26 protein-coding genes are annotated in these 17,883 nt (G+C 39.9%); all 26 read left to right on the top strand.

Features of this window, described 5'->3' with window-relative positions:
• The first annotated feature begins 59 nt into the window (after positions 1–59).
• Complete coding sequence (rpoC, locus tag G4D63_RS20295) at positions 60–3,698, top strand: DNA-directed RNA polymerase subunit beta' (protein ID WP_163181886.1); 3,639 nt, start codon at positions 60–62, stop codon at positions 3,696–3,698.
• A gap of 102 nt (positions 3,699–3,800) precedes the next feature.
• Entirely contained in the window at positions 3,801–4,049 is a 249-nt protein-coding gene (locus G4D63_RS20290; protein ID WP_163181885.1) for a 50S ribosomal protein L7ae-like protein, read from the top strand.
• 114 nt (positions 4,050–4,163) lie between these two features.
• Positions 4,164–4,586, top strand: coding sequence for a 30S ribosomal protein S12 (rpsL, locus tag G4D63_RS20285; protein WP_163181884.1), 423 nt, complete (start codon positions 4,164–4,166; stop codon positions 4,584–4,586).
• A 43-nt stretch (positions 4,587–4,629) separates the two neighbouring features.
• The gene (gene rpsG, locus G4D63_RS20280) at positions 4,630–5,100 is read left to right on the top strand and encodes a 30S ribosomal protein S7 (protein WP_163181883.1); all 471 of its coding nucleotides are present in this window, start codon (positions 4,630–4,632) and stop codon (positions 5,098–5,100) included.
• 126 nt (positions 5,101–5,226) lie between these two features.
• Positions 5,227–7,305, top strand: coding sequence for an elongation factor G (fusA, locus tag G4D63_RS20275; protein WP_163181882.1), 2,079 nt, complete (start codon positions 5,227–5,229; stop codon positions 7,303–7,305).
• Between the two features lie 141 nt (positions 7,306–7,446).
• Positions 7,447–8,637 carry an elongation factor Tu gene (gene tuf, locus G4D63_RS20270; protein WP_163181881.1) on the top strand — a complete coding sequence of 397 codons (1,191 nt, stop codon included), beginning with the start codon at positions 7,447–7,449 and terminating at the stop codon, positions 8,635–8,637.
• A gap of 531 nt (positions 8,638–9,168) precedes the next feature.
• Positions 9,169–9,477, top strand: coding sequence for a 30S ribosomal protein S10 (rpsJ, locus tag G4D63_RS20265; RefSeq protein WP_163181880.1), 309 nt, complete (start codon positions 9,169–9,171; stop codon positions 9,475–9,477).
• 36 nt (positions 9,478–9,513) lie between these two features.
• A complete protein-coding gene (rplC, locus tag G4D63_RS20260) occupies positions 9,514–10,137 on the top strand; it encodes a 50S ribosomal protein L3 (RefSeq protein ID WP_163181879.1) in 624 nt (207 codons plus the stop codon).
• A gap of 26 nt (positions 10,138–10,163) precedes the next feature.
• Positions 10,164–10,787 carry a 50S ribosomal protein L4 gene (rplD, locus tag G4D63_RS20255; RefSeq protein WP_163181878.1) on the top strand — a complete coding sequence of 208 codons (624 nt, stop codon included), beginning with the start codon at positions 10,164–10,166 and terminating at the stop codon, positions 10,785–10,787.
• Positions 10,787–11,074, top strand: coding sequence for a 50S ribosomal protein L23 (gene rplW, locus G4D63_RS20250; protein WP_163181877.1), 288 nt, complete (start codon positions 10,787–10,789; stop codon positions 11,072–11,074). Before rplD ends, rplW begins: the two co-directional genes overlap by 1 nt.
• A 27-nt stretch (positions 11,075–11,101) precedes the next feature.
• Positions 11,102–11,932 carry a 50S ribosomal protein L2 gene (gene rplB / locus G4D63_RS20245; RefSeq protein ID WP_163181876.1) on the top strand — a complete coding sequence of 277 codons (831 nt, stop codon included), beginning with the start codon at positions 11,102–11,104 and terminating at the stop codon, positions 11,930–11,932.
• A 57-nt stretch (positions 11,933–11,989) separates the two neighbouring features.
• On the top strand, positions 11,990–12,268 hold the full coding sequence (rpsS, locus tag G4D63_RS20240) for a 30S ribosomal protein S19 (protein ID WP_163181875.1): 279 nt from the start codon (positions 11,990–11,992) through the stop codon (positions 12,266–12,268).
• A gap of 17 nt (positions 12,269–12,285) precedes the next feature.
• Positions 12,286–12,627 (top strand): 50S ribosomal protein L22, encoded by a 342-nt coding sequence (rplV, locus tag G4D63_RS20235; protein ID WP_163181874.1) that lies wholly within the window; start codon positions 12,286–12,288, stop codon positions 12,625–12,627.
• Positions 12,628–12,630: 3 nt separating this feature from the next.
• Positions 12,631–13,287, top strand: a complete 657-nt coding sequence (gene rpsC, locus G4D63_RS20230; RefSeq protein WP_163181873.1) for a 30S ribosomal protein S3 — start codon at positions 12,631–12,633, stop codon at positions 13,285–13,287.
• Between the two features lie 2 nt (positions 13,288–13,289).
• Complete coding sequence (rplP, locus tag G4D63_RS20225; protein ID WP_163181872.1) at positions 13,290–13,724, top strand: 50S ribosomal protein L16; 435 nt, start codon at positions 13,290–13,292, stop codon at positions 13,722–13,724.
• On the top strand, positions 13,714–13,911 hold the full coding sequence (gene rpmC, locus G4D63_RS20220; RefSeq protein ID WP_149221290.1) for a 50S ribosomal protein L29: 198 nt from the start codon (positions 13,714–13,716) through the stop codon (positions 13,909–13,911). Before rplP ends, rpmC begins: the two co-directional genes overlap by 11 nt.
• A 25-nt stretch (positions 13,912–13,936) precedes the next feature.
• Positions 13,937–14,200: a 30S ribosomal protein S17 gene (gene rpsQ, locus G4D63_RS20215; RefSeq protein ID WP_163181871.1), complete on the top strand. Its 264-nt coding sequence runs from the start codon at positions 13,937–13,939 to the stop codon at positions 14,198–14,200.
• Between the two features lie 43 nt (positions 14,201–14,243).
• Positions 14,244–14,612, top strand: coding sequence for a 50S ribosomal protein L14 (rplN, locus tag G4D63_RS20210; protein WP_163181870.1), 369 nt, complete (start codon positions 14,244–14,246; stop codon positions 14,610–14,612).
• Between the two features lie 51 nt (positions 14,613–14,663).
• Positions 14,664–14,975, top strand: a complete 312-nt coding sequence (rplX, locus tag G4D63_RS20205) for a 50S ribosomal protein L24 (RefSeq protein ID WP_163181869.1) — start codon at positions 14,664–14,666, stop codon at positions 14,973–14,975.
• 22 nt (positions 14,976–14,997) lie between these two features.
• Positions 14,998–15,537, top strand: coding sequence for a 50S ribosomal protein L5 (gene rplE / locus G4D63_RS20200; RefSeq protein ID WP_163181868.1), 540 nt, complete (start codon positions 14,998–15,000; stop codon positions 15,535–15,537).
• 32 nt (positions 15,538–15,569) lie between these two features.
• Positions 15,570–15,755, top strand: a complete 186-nt coding sequence (locus G4D63_RS20195) for a type Z 30S ribosomal protein S14 (RefSeq protein WP_053217608.1) — start codon at positions 15,570–15,572, stop codon at positions 15,753–15,755.
• A 31-nt stretch (positions 15,756–15,786) separates the two neighbouring features.
• Entirely contained in the window at positions 15,787–16,185 is a 399-nt protein-coding gene (gene rpsH / locus G4D63_RS20190; protein ID WP_149221285.1) for a 30S ribosomal protein S8, read from the top strand.
• Positions 16,186–16,215: 30 nt separating this feature from the next.
• A complete protein-coding gene (gene rplF / locus G4D63_RS20185) occupies positions 16,216–16,752 on the top strand; it encodes a 50S ribosomal protein L6 (RefSeq protein WP_163181867.1) in 537 nt (178 codons plus the stop codon).
• Positions 16,753–16,784: 32 nt separating this feature from the next.
• Complete coding sequence (gene rplR / locus G4D63_RS20180) at positions 16,785–17,147, top strand: 50S ribosomal protein L18 (RefSeq protein ID WP_163181866.1); 363 nt, start codon at positions 16,785–16,787, stop codon at positions 17,145–17,147.
• Positions 17,148–17,165: 18 nt separating this feature from the next.
• Positions 17,166–17,666, top strand: a complete 501-nt coding sequence (gene rpsE, locus G4D63_RS20175) for a 30S ribosomal protein S5 (protein ID WP_163181865.1) — start codon at positions 17,166–17,168, stop codon at positions 17,664–17,666.
• 13 nt (positions 17,667–17,679) lie between these two features.
• On the top strand, positions 17,680–17,862 hold the full coding sequence (rpmD, locus tag G4D63_RS20170) for a 50S ribosomal protein L30 (RefSeq protein WP_163181864.1): 183 nt from the start codon (positions 17,680–17,682) through the stop codon (positions 17,860–17,862).
• Positions 17,863–17,883: the final 21 nt, after the last annotated feature.

Genomic DNA, 17,883 nt, shown 5'->3' with positions numbered 1-17,883 from the left:
GTTGTGTCAGAGGGATGATAACAAATAGTCTGACGTTAAAATAAAGGGAGGTAGGCCCCTTGATAGATGTTAATAACTTTGAATATATGAAGATTGGACTTTCTTCACCTGACAAGATTCGTTCTTGGTCTTTTGGAGAAGTTAAGAAGCCTGAAACTATTAACTATCGTACGTTAAAGCCAGAAAAAGACGGCTTGTTCTGTGAAAGAATTTTTGGACCTACAAAAGACTGGGAATGTCATTGTGGTAAATATAAGCGCGTTCGTTACAAGGGTGTTGTATGTGACCGCTGTGGTGTTGAGGTAACTCGTGCAAAGGTCCGTCGTGAAAGAATGGGTCACATTGAACTAGCTGCACCAGTTTCTCATATTTGGTACTTTAAGGGTATTCCAAGTCGTATGGGTCTTGTTTTAGATATGTCTCCTCGTGCACTTGAAGAAGTAATTTACTTTGCTTCATATGTTGTAACAGAGACAGGTGATACACCGTTAGAAAGGAAGCAACTTCTTTCTGAAAAGGAATACCGTGCGTATCGTGAAAAGTATGGACAGTCCTTCCAAGCAGCAATGGGAGCAGAAGCGATTAAAAAGCTTTTATCTGACATTGAGCTTCAAAAGGAAGTAACTGGACTTAAAGAAGAACTAAAGACAGCTCAAGGACAACGTCGTACAAGGGCAATTAAGCGTTTAGAGGTACTAGAAGCATTCAGAAACTCAGGTAATGAGCCTTCTTGGATGATCCTAGATGTACTTCCAGTCATTCCTCCTGAACTTCGTCCGATGGTTCAGCTTGATGGTGGACGTTTTGCGACGTCAGACTTAAACGACCTATACCGTCGTGTTATTAACCGTAATAATCGTCTAAAGCGTTTATTAGATTTAGGAGCTCCAAGCATAATCGTTCAAAATGAGAAGAGAATGCTACAGGAAGCTGTTGATGCGTTAATTGATAACGGTAGACGAGGAAGACCGGTTACTGGTCCTGGTAACAGACCATTAAAATCACTTTCTCATATGCTAAAAGGTAAGCAAGGTCGTTTCCGTCAAAACCTATTAGGTAAGCGTGTTGACTACTCTGGGCGTTCTGTTATCGTAGTAGGGCCAAACCTAAAGATGTATCAATGTGGTCTTCCGAAGGAAATGGCATTAGAATTATTTAAGCCTTTCGTAATGAAGGAACTAGTCGAACGAGGACTAGCTCATAACATTAAGAGTGCAAAGCGTAAGATTGAGCGTGTTTCACCTGATGTATGGGATGTATTAGAAAATGTAATAAGAGAGCATCCGGTTTTACTAAACCGTGCACCTACTCTTCATAGATTAGGAATTCAAGCATTCGAACCAACATTAGTTGAGGGACGTGCTATTCGTCTTCACCCTCTAGTTTGTACAGCATATAATGCTGACTTTGATGGAGACCAAATGGCTGTTCACGTTCCATTATCAGCTGAAGCACAAGCTGAAGCTCGACTATTAATGTTAGCAGCACAAAACATCCTTAACCCGAAAGATGGAAAACCAGTTGTTACACCTTCACAGGATATGGTGTTGGGTAACTATTACCTTACTCTTGAAAGAGCTGGTGCTATTGGAGAAGGTATGGTCTTTAAGGATACGAACGAAGCACTAATTGCTTACCAGAATGGATATGTCCACCTTCATACACGTGTGGCCGTTCATGCTGGATCTTTAAATAACCAAACCTTTACTGAGGATCAAAAAAATCAGTTGTTAGTTACAACTGTAGGTAAGTTAATCTTTAATGAGATTCTACCTGATTCATTCCCTTATATTAATGAACCAACTCAATATAACTTAGAAAAGGAAACTCCGACTAAGTACTTTATTGATAAGGGTGCAGATATAAAGAAGGAAATCGCTTCTCGTGAAGAGATTGCGCCTTTCAAGAAGAAAATTCTTGGAAATATCATTGCTGAAGTGTTCAAACGCTTCAAAATCACGGATACTTCAAAAATGTTAGATAGAATGAAAAACCTTGGATTTAGATATTCAACGAAAGCAGGAATCACCGTTGGGGTTTCTGATATTATCGTTCTAGCAGAGAAAGAAGTAATCATCAATGAGGCACAGGGTAAGGTAGATAACGTATTAAAGCAATTCAGACGTGGTTTGATTACTGATGAAGAGCGTTATGATCGTGTTATCTCTATCTGGAGCTCGGCCAAAGATGTAATTCAAGGGAAGCTAATGGAGTCATTAGATCACCTTAATCCAATCTTCATGATGAGTGACTCTGGTGCCCGTGGTAACGCATCTAACTTTACACAGTTAGCTGGTATGCGTGGACTAATGGCCAACCCGGCTGGTCGAATCATTGAATTACCAATCAAGTCTAGTTTCCGTGAAGGATTAACGGTATTAGAATACTTTATCTCCACTCACGGTGCTCGTAAAGGTCTTGCCGATACAGCACTTAAGACAGCTGACTCAGGTTACTTAACTAGACGTCTAGTAGATGTTGCACAAGATGTTATTGTACGTGAGGACGACTGTGGTACTGATAGAGGACTACTAGTAGCAGCATTAAAGGACGGAACCGAAGTTATTGAAAGATTAGATGAGCGTTTAATTGGTCGTTACGCTAGAAAGCCAATCAAACATCCAGAAACAAATGAAGTGATCGTTGAAGAAAATGATTTAATTACTGAAGATATTGCCCGCATTATTACTGAGGCTGGAATTGAGCAGGTTCGAATCCGTTCTGCATTTACATGTAACACTCGTCACGGTGTTTGTAAAAAATGTTACGGACGTAATCTTGCAACAGGTTCAGAAGTAGAAGTAGGTGAAGCAGTAGGAATCATCGCTGCACAATCAATCGGTGAGCCAGGTACACAGTTAACAATGCGTACGTTCCACACCGGTGGGGTTGCAGGAGACGATATCACACAAGGTCTTCCTCGTATTCAAGAGTTGTTTGAGGCACGTAATCCAAAAGGGCAAGCTATTATCTCGGAAATTGATGGTGTTGTTTCTGCGATTAGTGACTCAAGAGATAAGCAGGAAATCACGATTCAAGGTGAGGTTGAGTCAAAATCTTACACTTCTCCTTATGGTGCTCGTGTAAAGGTAACTGAAGGGCAGAAGATTGAACGTGGTCAAGAACTAACTGAAGGATCAATTGATCCAAAAGAATTATTAAAAGTAAAAGATATAACTGCAGTTCAAGAATACCTATTAAAAGAAGTACAAAAAGTTTACCGTATGCAGGGTGTTGAAATTGGTGATAAGCACGTTGAGGTAATGGTACGTCAAATGCTTAGAAAAATTAGAGTTATGGACGCGGGTGAAACGGATGTTTTACCAGGTTCTTTACTTGATGTACACCAGTTCACTCAAGCTAACCTTCAAGTATTATTAGAGGGTAAGCAACCGGCAACAGGAAGACCAGTACTATTAGGTATTACAAAAGCATCTCTTGAAACTGATTCATTCTTATCAGCGGCATCTTTCCAAGAAACAACACGTGTGTTAACAGATGCAGCTATAAAAGGTAAGCGTGATGAGTTACTCGGACTTAAAGAGAATGTAATTATTGGTAAGTTAGTTCCAGCTGGAACTGGGATGGCTCGTTACCGTAAAGTAATTCCTGTTACAGGGAATAACCAAGAGTTTGAAGCAGATGGATCTATTGCAAAAGAAGTAACAGAACCAGAAACTGAGAACGCTCTTCAATAAAACGGTTAAAAATGAGTTAACAAGTAGTTGACATCTATATGAATAGAATGTTACTATATCCAAGGTGCTTCTAAAAACCCTGTTACTTTGGAGGATATGAGAATGTCTTATGAAAAAGTGTCGCAGGCTTACAATATAATTGTAGGAACTAAGCAAACCATAAAGGCCTTGAAAAATGGTGAAGTAAGAGAAATTGTAGTCGCTGATGATGCTGATCCTCGTGTTACATATAAAGTAATACAGACAGCGAAGGAACAACAAGTATCTATTACAACTGTTGAGTCTATGAAAAAGCTTGGTAAAGCTTGTGGAATAGAAGTAGGGGCTGCAACGGTAGCGATCATTAATTAAAACCTGTTTTTGTGGAACAACACTTCCATGCGTTGTTCTACAAAAACTTTGTTTTTACCCAGTTTTGAACCACCTGGGTATGTGGACTTAAGAATGAAGGGAGGAAAACAAAAAATGCCAACAATTAATCAGTTAGTTCGTAAAGGACGCGAGAGCAAGATTGAAAAATCTAAATCTCCTGCATTAAATAAAGGTTATAACAGCTTCAAGAAGGTACAAACAAACTTATCTTCTCCACAAAAGCGTGGTGTTTGTACTCGTGTAGGTACAATGACACCAAAGAAGCCAAACTCAGCATTACGTAAGTATGCTCGTGTACGTTTAACAAACGGTATCGAGGTTACAGCGTATATTCCAGGGATTGGTCACAACCTACAAGAACACAGTGTAGTGTTAATCCGTGGTGGTCGTGTAAAAGACTTACCAGGGGTACGTTATCACATCGTTCGTGGTGCGCTTGACACAGCTGGTGTAGACAAGCGTATGCAAGGTCGTTCTAAGTATGGAACAAAGAGACCAAAAGCAGCTAAAAAATAATTACAAAAAAATATGAATAACAATTGAGAAAGGGGGACATAACATGCCACGTAAAGGTCCTGTAGCAAAAAGAGACGTATTACCAGATCCGATTTATAAATCAAAGCTTGTAACACGCCTAATCAATCGTATGATGGTTGATGGTAAGAGAGGTAAATCTCAAGCCATCCTTTACAAAGCGTTTGAACTAGTTCAAGAGCGTTCTGGAAAGGAAGCTATGGAAGTGTTCGAACAAGCAATGAAAAATGTAATGCCTGTACTTGAAGTAAAGGCGCGCCGTGTTGGTGGAGCAAACTATCAGGTGCCGATCGAAGTTCGTCCAGATCGTCGTACAACTTTAGGTCTTCGTTACCTAGTTAACTATTCACGTAATCGTGGAGAAAAGACTATGGAAGAGCGTTTAGCAAATGAAATCTTAGACGCAGCAAACAACACTGGAGCATCAGTGAAAAAGCGTGAAGATATGCACAAAATGGCAGAAGCGAACAAAGCATTCGCTCACTACCGTTGGTAGAATAGATATTCGAGAAGTAGGAAGGGAGCTAGGGTGTATACTCAATGGCTCTTTTCCCACACTTTTTGAAATTTAATCCAATACTTAATAAAAAATACAATAACTATATGGAAGGAGAAAGACCCAATGGCAAGAGAGTTCTCCTTGGATAATACTCGTAATATTGGTATCATGGCACACATTGATGCTGGTAAAACTACGACTACTGAGCGTGTCCTTTATTACACTGGTCGTATTCATAAGATTGGTGAAACGCATGAAGGTGCTTCTCAGATGGACTGGATGGAGCAAGAGCAAGAGCGTGGAATCACAATCACTTCTGCAGCTACAACTGCATCGTGGAAGGGTCACCGTGTAAACATCATCGATACACCTGGACACGTAGACTTCACAGTTGAAGTTGAACGTTCATTACGTGTACTTGATGGTGCTGTAGCAGTTCTTGATGCTCAGTCTGGAGTAGAGCCACAAACTGAAACAGTTTGGCGTCAAGCAACAACATATGGTGTACCACGTGTTGTATTCGTAAACAAGATGGACAAAATCGGTGCTGATTTCTTATATTCTGTGAAAACAATTCATGACCGTCTTCAAGCAAATGCAGCACCTATTCAATTACCAATTGGTGCTGAAGATCAGTTCGAAGGAATCATTGACTTAGTAGAAATGAATGCTACGTTCTACGGTAATGATTTAGGGACAGATATTGAGGTTCGTGATATTCCTGAAGAATACATGGATCAAGCACAAGAATATCGTGAAAAGTTAATTGAAGCAGTAGCAGAATTAGATGAAGAGTTAATGGAAAGGTACCTTGGTGGAGAAGAAATCTCTAACGATGAGCTTAAAGCTGCAATTCGTAAAGGTACTGTAAACGTTGAGTTCTACCCAGTAATTTGTGGATCTGCTTTCAAAAACAAAGGTGTTCAAAAAATGTTAGATGCTGTAATTGAATATCTTCCATCACCATTAGATGTACCTGCAATAAAAGGTACTGTTCCTGATTCTGAGGAAGAAGTGACTCGTCCTTCAAGTGACGAAGCACCGTTTTCAGCGTTAGCATTTAAAGTTATGACAGATCCATACGTTGGAAAGTTAACTTTCTTCCGTGTGTACTCTGGTACATTGAGCTCTGGTTCTTATGTACAAAACTCTACAAAAGGTAAGCGTGAGCGTGTAGGTCGTATCCTACAAATGCATGCTAACAGCCGTGAAGAGATTTCAATCGTACACTCAGGTGATATTGCTGCAGCTGTAGGTTTGAAAGATACAACAACTGGGGATACTCTATGTGATGAAAAAGCACTAGTTATCCTAGAATCAATGAATTTCCCTGAGCCTGTAATTCAGTTATCTGTTGAACCTAAGTCTAAAGGTGACCAAGACAAGATGACTACTGCTTTACAAAAGCTTCAGGAAGAAGATCCTACTTTCAGAGCACACACTGATCAAGAAACTGGCCAAACGATTATCGCGGGTATGGGTGAGCTTCACCTAGATATTCTAGTTGACCGTATGAGACGTGAGTTCAAGGTAGAAGCTAACGTAGGTGCACCTCAGGTTGCCTACCGTGAAACTTTCCGTGGTTCTGCATCTGTAGAAGGGAAGTTTGCACGTCAATCAGGTGGACGTGGACAATACGGACACGTTTGGATTGAGTTCTCTCCTAACGAAGAAGGAAAAGGATTTGAGTTCGAAAACGGTGTTGTAGGTGGTACTGTTCCTCGTGAATATATCCCTGCAGTTCAAGCTGGACTTGAAGATGCTCTTCAAAATGGTGTTTTAGCTGGTTTCCCACTAGTTGACATCAAAGCTAGACTATTTGATGGATCGTACCATGATGTTGACTCATCAGAAATGGCATTTAAGATTGCTGCATCTATGGCACTTAAATCGGCTGCTTCAAAATGTAGTCCAGTGGTATTAGAACCAATCATGAGAGTTGAAGTTGTAATCCCTGAAGAATACATGGGAGATATCATGGGTGGTATCACTGCTCGTCGTGGACGTGTAGAAGGTATGGAAGCTCGTGGTAATGCTCAAGTAGTTCGTTCAATGGTTCCACTTTCAGAAATGTTTGGATATGCAACAGCACTTCGTTCTAACACTCAAGGTCGCGGAGTATTTACAATGCACTTTGATCACTATGAAGATGTGCCGAAGTCGATCCAAGAAGAAATTATTAAAAAAAATAAAGGTGAATAATTGATTTTCACCTCATTCTAAAGTATAACTACTTATGTAGGTCTTGAAAGTGGTCCTGTATAAACAAGACCCTTTCAATGCATTACATACTTATATATCTAGTAGTAAAATTTTATTTATATTCTAAGGAGGATTTTCGAAATGGGTAAAGAGAAATTCGACCGTTCAAAACCACATGCTAACATTGGTACAATCGGACACGTTGACCATGGTAAAACTACATTAACTGCTGCTATTACAATCACTCTTCATAAGAAATACGGAAGAGGAACTGCAATGAACTATGATCAAATTGATGCTGCTCCTGAAGAAAGAGAGCGTGGTATCACAATCTCAACTGCACACGTTGAGTATGAAACTGACAACCGTCACTATGCACACGTTGACTGCCCAGGACATGCTGACTATGTTAAGAACATGATCACTGGTGCTGCTCAAATGGACGGCGGAATCCTAGTTGTTTCTGCAACTGATGGTCCAATGCCACAAACTCGTGAGCACATCCTATTATCTCGTCAGGTTGGTGTACCTCACCTTGTAGTATTCTTAAACAAGTGTGACATGGTAGACGACGAAGAATTACTTGAATTAGTTGAAATGGAAGTACGTGACCTTCTTTCTGAGTACGACTTCCCTGGAGATGACACTCCTGTAATTCGTGGATCTGCTCTTAAAGCTTTAGAAGGAGAAGAGCAATGGGAAGCTAAAATCTATGAGCTTATGGAAGCTGTAGATTCTTATATCCCAACTCCTGAGCGTGACACAGAAAAGCCGTTCATGATGCCAGTTGAGGATGTATTCTCAATCACAGGTCGTGGAACAGTTGCTACTGGTCGTGTAGAGCGTGGAGTAGTTAAAGTTGGTGACGTAATTGAAATCGTTGGTTTCACTGAAGAGCCTAAGTCAACTACTGTAACTGGAGTTGAAATGTTCCGTAAGCTTCTTGATTATGCAGAAGCTGGAGACAACATTGGTGCATTACTTCGTGGTGTAGCTCGTGAAGATATCGAGCGCGGACAAGTTTTAGCTAAACCTAAGACGATCACTCCACACACTAAGTTCAAAGCGGAAGTTTATGTTCTTTCAAAAGAAGAAGGTGGACGTCATACTCCATTCTTCACAAACTACCGTCCACAATTCTATTTCCGTACTTCTGATATTACTGGTATTTGTAATCTTCCAGAAGGCGTAGAAATGGTTATGCCTGGTGACAACATCGAAATGACAGTTGAACTAATTGCTCCAATCGCTGTTGAAGAAGGTACAAAGTTCTCTATCCGTGAGGGTGGACGTACTGTAGGCGCTGGTGTAGTAGCTTCAATTCAAGAGTAATAATAGTTAAAAAACAGATACACATTTGTGTATCTGTTTTTTTTGTTTGATTTTAACCAATGGACTCATTAAATTATTTTAGCAATAAGGCAAAATAGGTGCCGATAAAGATGTATATTTAAATATGCAGCAAAAACGATAGTTAGTTATTAAATTTTCTATAAATCAATCATAGAGAGCGTAATAAATACAACTTTGTAGCACTAAATTTAATAACAATTTAAAACCAAAAATTCAGTTTCTTCTATTATATATAGAATACTATCAAATAGAAAAAACTGCTATTATATAAATTGCATATCAACTTGCATATTACAATTTTAAAAGTTATAATATCTTAGTGCGTAAAAACAGAAATTATTCATGTTTTTCTTGCATTCATAGTTATTATTTATTATAATAGACAATGTTGGTCTTTGACTGCGATGATGTGAAAGGTTGCTGATACACCCGGCCGCTTTGCCATGGCGAGTGTAAGGAAATTTTCACTGAGAACTGTCTATTCCAAATAGGCGAAAAGGAGGGAAAATAATGGCAAAAGAAAAAATTCGTATCCGTTTAAAGGCGTATGACCACCGAATTCTTGACCAATCGGCTGAGAAGATTGTTGAAACTGCAAAGCGTTCAGGTGCTTCTGTTTCAGGTCCAATCCCATTACCGACTGAAAAGTCAGTATACACGATTCTTCGTGCGGTCCATAAGTATAAGGATTCTCGTGAGCAATTCGAAATGCGTACACATAAGCGCTTAATCGACATCATTAATCCAACGCCACAAACGGTTGATTCTCTAATGAGATTAGATCTACCGTCTGGTGTAGACATCGAAATTAAACTTTAATAAACATAAATGAAAAGAAAGTAGGAGGTGTGACGAATGACCAAAGGAATCTTAGGTAGAAAGCTCGGTATGACGCAAGTGTTTACTGAAAATGGCAACTTAATCCCTGTAACTGTAGTTGAAGCAGCACCAAACGTGGTGTTACAAAAGAAGACTGCAGAAACTGATGGTTATGAAGCAGTACAATTAGGCTTTGACAACCTTAAAGAAAATCGCGCTAACAAGCCGCAAAAGGGCCATGCTACTAAAGCAAACACTGCTCCTAAGCGCTTCATCCGTGAATTACGTGGAACTTCTGAATTAGAAGTTGGTCAGGAAGTCAATGTTAGTATTTTCGCTGAAGGCGAAGCAGTAGATGTAACAGGAATTTCAAAAGGTAAAGGTTTCCAAGGTGTAATTAAGCGCCACGGACAATCACGCGGACCAATGTCTCACGGTTCTCGTTACCATCGTCGCCCAGGGTCAATGGGACCAGTTGCTCCAAACCGTGTTTTCAAAGGTAAAAAGTTAGCTGGACAAATGGGTGGAGAACAAATTACTGTACAAAACCTAGAAATCGTTAAGGTAGACGTTGAACGTAATCTTTTATTAATTAAAGGAAATGTTCCGGGACCTAAAAGAGCTTTAGTTACTGTTAAAAGTTCAGTTAAATCTAAATAAATATTTACAAGAAAGGAGGAGTACAAATGCCGAAAGTTGCATTGTATAACCAAACAGGTTCAACGGTAGGAGAAATCGAATTAAATGATTCTGTATTCGGAATTGAGCCGAACGAGAGTGTATTATTCGATGCTGTTATCATGCAAAGAGCTTCCTTACGTCAAGGATCTCACAAAGTAAAAAATCGTTCTGAAGTACGTGGTGGTGGACGTAAGCCATGGCGTCAAAAAGGAACTGGACGTGCACGTCAAGGTTCTATTCGCTCTCCACAATGGCGTGGTGGTGGTATCGTGTTCGGTCCAACTCCAAGAAGCTATAGCTTCAAATTACCAAAAAAAGTACGTCGTTTAGCTATTAAGTCAGCTTTATCAACGAAAGTACTTGAAGAAAACATTTTAGTACTTGATAACCTAGCACTTGCTGCTCCAAAGACTAAGGAAATGGTTACAGTATTAAAAGGACTAAATGTAGACAGCAAAACATTAATCGTTACTGGAGACGCTAACGAAGCGGTTGAGCTAGCTGCACGTAACATCCCAGGAGTAACAGTCGTTGCTGCAGACGGAGTTAACGTACTAGATGTATTAAACCACGACAAGCTTTTAATGACTAAAGCTGCGGTGGAAAAAGTAGAGGAGGTGCTTGCATAATGAGAGATCCTCGTGATATTATTAAGCGCCCCGTGATTACTGAACGTTCTGCTGATTTAATGGCGGAAAAGAAGTACACGTTTGAAGTGGATTTAAGAGCTAATAAGACTGAAGTTAAAGATGCTATCGAAGAAATCTTTAACGTTAAAGTTGAAAAGGTTAATGTTCAAAACTATAAAGGTAAGTTTAAGCGTATGGGTCGTCACAGTGGATACACTCCACGTCGTAAAAAGGCGATTGTTAAGCTAACTGCTGAAAGCAAAGAAATAGAATTTTTTGAAGTATAATTTTTATAGATAAGGAGGGAAACGAAAATGGCGATTAAAAAGTATAAACCAACCTCTAATGGTCGTCGTGGAATGACAGCTTCTGACTTTGCTGAGATCACTACAGACAAGCCAGAAAAGTCATTACTAGCACCTTTAAGCAAAAAGGCTGGTCGTAATAACCAAGGTAAAATCACTGTGCGTCATCAAGGTGGCGGACATAAGCGCCAATATCGTATTATCGATTTTAAACGCGACAAAGATGGTATACCAGGACGCGTTGCTACAATCGAATATGATCCAAACCGTTCGGCAAACATTGCATTAATTCATTATCTAGATGGAGAAAAGCGTTATATCTTAGCTCCTAAAGGTCTTCAAGTGGGGATGCAAATCACTTCAGGTACTGAAGCTGATATTAAAGTAGGTAATGCATTACCATTAGCAAATATTCCAGTTGGTACAGTTATCCATAATATCGAGCTTAAGCCTGGAAAAGGTGGACAATTAGTACGTTCTGCTGGTTCTTCTGCACAAGTACTTGGTAAAGAAGGTAAATATGTATTAGTACGTTTAACTTCTGGTGAAGTTCGTATGATTCTTGCGACTTGCCGTGCTTCAATCGGTCAAGTAGGTAACGAACAACATGAACTAATCAAAATTGGTAAAGCAGGTCGTTCTCGTTGGTTAGGCAAACGTCCTACAGTACGTGGATCTGTAATGAACCCTAATGACCATCCACACGGTGGTGGTGAAGGTCGTTCACCAATCGGTCGTAAGTCTCCTATGACTCCATGGGGCAAGCCGACACTTGGTTTCAAGACTCGTAAGAAGAAAAACAAGTCTGATAAGTTTATTGTACGTCGTCGTAAAAAATAACGGGTTTGTACTACGGTTCACTAGAACCGTAGCTCGAATTCGAAGGGAGGGTCAAGTATGGGTCGCAGCTTGAAAAAAGGACCATTCGTTGATGATCATTTAATGAGCAAAGTTGAGAAAATGACTGAAGCAGGACAAAAACAAGTTATTAAAACTTGGTCTCGTCGTTCTACTATTTTCCCACAATTCATTGGTCACACAATTGCTGTTTATGATGGCCGTAAGCATGTACCAGTATATGTTACTGAAGACATGGTTGGACATAAATTAGGTGAATTTGCACCTACACGTTCGTATAAAGGTCACGATAGTGACGATAAGAAAACAAGACGTTAATGAGAGGAGGCATCTCGATGCAAGCGAAAGCAGTAGCTAGAACAGTTCGTATTGCTCCTCGTAAAGTACGCTTAGTAGTAGATCTAATTCGAGGAAAGCAAGTAGGCGAAGCAATTGCAATTCTACGCCATACACCAAAAGCTGCATCTCCAGTTGTTGAGAAGGTATTAAACTCGGCAATGGCGAATGCTGAACATAATTATGAAATGGAACTAAATAACTTAGTAATTGCGCAAGCTTTTGTAGACGAAGGTCCTACATTGAAGCGTTTCCGTCCACGTGCGATGGGTCGTGCAAGTGCAATTAACAAACGTACGAGTCACATTACAATCGTACTATCAGAAAAGAAGGAGGGATAAGCTGTGGGTCAAAAGGTTAATCCGGTCGGTCTACGAGTTGGTATCATTCGTGATTGGGAATCAAAATGGTACGCTGGTAAAGACTATGCAGATCTATTACATGAAGATATTAAAATCCGTGAATACGTTACAAAACGTTTAACAGATGCATCAGTATCAAAGATTGAAATTGAACGTGCGGCAAACCGTGTAAACATTACAGTTCACACAGCTAAGCCAGGTATGGTAATTGGTAAAGGTGGTTCTGAAGTAGAAGCACTTCGTAAAGCACTTAACCAATTAACAAACAAAAGAGTTCATATCAACATTATGGAAATTAAGAGAGCGGACCTTGATGCACAATTAGTTGCAGAAAACATTGCTCGCCAACTAGAAAACCGTGTATCATTCCGTCGTGCCCAAAAGCAAGCGATTCAACGTGCTATGAGAGCAGGATCTAAAGGTATTAAAACAATGGTATCTGGTCGTCTTGGTGGTGCTGACATCGCTCGTTCTGAGTCTTACAGTGAAGGAACTGTTCCACTTCATACACTTCGCGCTGATATCGACTATGCAACAGCAGAAGCTGACACAACATATGGTAAGCTTGGCGTGAAAGTATGGATCTATCGTGGTGAAGTCCTTCCTACTAGAAAGAAAGAAGCGGAAGGAGGAAAATAATTATGTTATTACCTAAACGTGTTAAATACCGTAGAGAACACCGTGGAAAAATGCGCGGACGTGCAAAAGGTGGTACGGAAGTACACTTTGGTGAATATGGATTACAAGCACTAGAAGCATCTTGGATTACAAACCGTCAAATCGAAGCAGCGCGTATCGCGATGACTCGTTATATGAAGCGTGGTGGTAAGGTTTGGATTAAAATCTTCCCTTCTAAGCCTTATACAGCGAAGCCGTTAGAAGTACGTATGGGATCCGGTAAAGGGGCTCCAGAAGGATGGGTAGCGGTAGTAAAGCCAGGCAAGATTATGTTTGAAATTGCAGGTGTTTCTGAAGAAGTTGCTCGTGAAGCGTTAAGACTTGCTGCACATAAGCTGCCAGTTAAGACAAAGTTCGTAAAACGTGAAGAAATTGGTGGTGAATCTAATGAAGGCTAATGAAATCCGTGATCTAACCACTGCCGAAATTGAACAAAAAGTGAAATCACTTAAAGAGGAATTGTTTAATCTTCGATTCCAATTAGCTACTGGTCAATTAGAAAACACAGCTCGCATTCGCGAAGTACGCAAATCAATCGCTCGTATGAAAACTGTAGTACGTGAAAGAGAGCTAAGCGTTAAATAATTAACCCTGAGAGGAGGTTTGCTGAATGACTGAGCGCAATCAACGTAAGGTTTACACTGGACGTGTTGTTTCTGACAAAATGGACAAAACAGTAACAGTTCTAGTTGAAACTTATAAAAAGCATTCTCTATACGGTAAACGTGTAAAATACTCAAAAAAGTTCAAAGCTCATGATGAGTTAAACGAAGCAAAAGTAGGAGATATCGTACGTGTTATGGAAACTCGTCCTTTATCTGCAACAAAGCGTTTCCGCCTAGTAGAGGTTGTTGAGAAAGCAGTAATTATCTAATTAATGTTCGGATCATGTTTATTCCGAAGGGAGGTTTCATAGTATGATTCAACAAGAGAGTCGTTTAAAGGTTGCCGACAACTCTGGTGCTCGTGAAGTGTTAACAATTAAAGTACTTGGTGGTTCTGGAAGAAAGACTGCAGGTATTGGTGATGTAATCGTTGTTACAGTGAAACAAGCAACACCAGGAGGCGTTGTTAAAAAAGGTGATGTTGTTAAAGCGGTAGTAGTAAGAACGAAGAGCAGTGTTCGTCGTAAAGATGGTTCATACATTCGTTTTGATGAAAATGCTTGCGTAATTATCCGTGATGATAAGAGTCCTCGTGGTACGCGTATCTTTGGACCAGTTGCACGTGAACTACGTGACAACAACTTCATGAAGATTGTTTCTTTAGCTCCTGAAGTTCTATAATATAAACGTTTTAAAAAATAAGAATGCCTTGTAAGAGGAGGTGCACGATCGATGCATGTGAAAAAAGGCGATAAAGTACAGGTTATCTCCGGAAAAGACAAAGGCAAGCAAGGTGTTATCCTTGAATCTTTTCCAAAAATGAACCGCGTCCTTGTTGAAGGAGTAAATGTGGTTAAGAAACACTCTAAACCATCACAAGCAAACCCTCAAGGCGGTATCATTAGTCGAGAGGCAGCGATTCATGTATCTAATGTTATGCCGTTAGATCCAAAAAGCGGTGAGCCAACTAGAGTTGGTTATCAATTAGTTGATGGCAAAAAAGTGCGTGTTGCAAAAAAATCAGGTCAATCTTTAGATAAATAATGTGTGAAAGGAGGTCAATGGAATGAACCGCCTAAAAGATAAATTTAACAAAGAAATTACTCCTGCTCTAATGAGTAAGTTCAACTATAACTCGGTTATGCAGGTTCCAAAGCTTGAAAAGATCGTAATCAACATGGGTGTTGGTGATGCTGTTGCAAATGCAAAGGCACTAGATACAGCTGTTGAAGAATTAACAACAATTACTGGTCAAAAGCCAGTTGTTACAAAGGCAAAGAAATCTATCGCTGGATTCCGTTTACGTGAAGGTATGCCAATCGGTACTAAGGTTACACTTCGTGGAGAGAAAATGTATCAATTCCTTGATAAATTAGTCTCTGTATCATTACCACGTGTACGTGACTTCCGTGGAGTTTCTAAGAAATCATTTGATGGCCGTGGAAACTACACTTTAGGTGTTAAAGAACAATTAATCTTCCCTGAAATTGATTACGATAAAGTATCTAAAGTAAGAGGAATGGACATTGTTATCGTTACTACTGCTAATACAGATGAAGAAGCTCGTGAACTACTAACTCAATTTGGAATGCCGTTCCAAAAGTAATAGATGCCAACTAATGAAGAGGAGGCGAAACTGTGGCTAAAAAATCGATGATTGCAAAGCAAAAACGCAAACAAAAATTTCAGGTTCAAGAGTACACACGCTGCGAACGTTGCGGACGTCCACACTCTGTTCTACGTAAATTTAAACTTTGCCGTATTTGTTTCCGAGAGCTCGCTTATAAGGGGCAAATTCCAGGTGTAAAGAAAGCTAGTTGGTAATACTCAAAGGTTGGGAAGGAGGTAAAATTCAATGGTCATGACAGATCCAATTGCAGATATGCTTACTCGCATTCGTAATGCGAACATGGTTCGTCACGAGAAATTAGAAATCCCTGCATCAAAATTGAAGAGAGAAATCGCTGAAATTTTAAAGCGTGAAGGTTTCGTTCGTGATGTTGAATTCGTAGAAGATAACAAACAAGGTATTTTACGTATTTTCCTAAAGTACGGTGCAAATAACGAGCGTGTTATTACTGGACTAAAGAAAATCAGTAAGCCAGGTTTACGTGTATATGCTAAAGCTGATGAGGTACCACGTGTACTTAACGGACTTGGTATTGCAATCGTTTCGACTTCTAACGGTGTTATCACTGATAAGGAAGCTCGCCAAAAGCAAGTAGGCGGAGAAGTACTTGCATACGTTTGGTAATCACTTGTAAGAAAAGAGAGGTGAAAAAGAATGTCTCGTATCGGTAAAAAACCAATTGAGATTCCAGCTGGCGTTACTGTTACTAATAACAACAACACAGTAACAATTAAGGGACCTAAGGGTGAATTAACTCGTTCGTTCCACCCAGATATGGAAATTAAACTTGAAGATAACGTGTTAACAGTAGTACGTCCTTCTGATAACAAAGAACATAGATCTCTTCATGGTACTACAGCTAGTTTGCTTGGTAACATGGTAGAGGGTGTAACTAAAGGTTATGAAAGAGGCCTTGAATTAATCGGGGTTGGTTACCGTGCTTCAAAGCAAGGTAATAAGCTTGTATTAAACGTAGGTTACTCTCATCCTGTTGAGATTACACCAGAACAAGGAATTGATATTGAAGTTCCTGCAAACACAAAAATTAAAATCTCAGGTATTGATAAGGAGCGCGTAGGTGCGTTAGCAGCTAACATCCGTGACGTTCGTCCACCAGAGCCTTATAAAGGTAAAGGTATTCGCTATGAAGGTGAATTTGTACGTCGTAAGGAAGGTAAGACTGCGAAGTAATTATCAATAGGTAAGAGAAAGGAGTGACCTGAATGATTACGAAACCAGATAAAAATTCAACACGTAAGAAGCGTCATGCTCGAGTGCGTTCTAAGTTAACAGGTACGGCTCAGCGCCCACGTTTAAATGTGTTCCGTTCTAATCAACATATATATGCACAAGTTATTGACGACACTAACTCTGTAACAATTGCAAGTGCATCTACTTTAGATAAAGAGCTTTCTGTAAGCTCAACTGGTAATACTGAAGCAGCTAAAGCAGTAGGTGAGCTTGTTGCAAAGCGTGCGAAAGAAAAGGGAGTTAGCTCAATAGTATTTGACCGCGGTGGATACTTATACCACGGACGTGTTAAAGCTTTAGCAGATGCTGCTCGTGAAGCAGGTCTTGAATTCTAAAATAAAGGAGGGACATACATGCGTCGCATTGATCCAAACAAATTGGAACTTGAAGAACGTGTAGTTGCCGTAAACCGTGTAGCAAAGGTTGTTAAAGGTGGACGTCGTTTCCGCTTTGCTGCTCTTGTGGTTGTAGGTGATAAGAATGGTCATGTTGGATTTGGTACTGGTAAAGCGCAAGAGGTGCCAGATGCTATCCGTAAGGCTATCGAAGATGCAAAGAAAAACTTAGTAACTGTACCAATGGTTGGTACTACAATACCACACCAAGTAATCGGACAATTCGGAGCTGGTAACATTTTATTGAAGCCTGCTTCTGAGGGTACTGGGGTTATCGCTGGTGGTCCTGTTCGTGCGGTATTAGAATTAGCTGGTGTTGGTGACATTCTATCTAAATCTTTAGGTACAAATACACCGATCAATATGGTTCGTGCTACTATTAATGGTTTAAAAGACCTTAAGCGTGCCGAGGATGTTGCAAAGCTACGTGGTAAAACGGTAGAAGAACTGTTAGGATAAGGAGGGAATTATCATGGCAAACAAATTAGAAATTACCCTCACTCGCAGTGTAATTGGTCGTCCAGAGAATCAACGTGTTACTGTTAAGACACTAGGTCTAAATAAAATGCATCAAACAGTGGTACACGAAGATAATGCTGCGATTCGCGGAATGATTAACAAAGTATCTCACCTTGTTACTGTAAAAGAACAATAATTATATAAAATTGCTATAATA

The organism is Bacillus mesophilus, assembly GCF_011008845.1.
Classification (GTDB): domain Bacteria; phylum Bacillota; class Bacilli; order Bacillales; family SA4; genus Bacillus_BS; species Bacillus_BS mesophilus.
The sequence above is the reverse complement of the archived record's forward strand: the minus strand, read 5'-3'. Positions and strand labels throughout refer to the sequence as shown.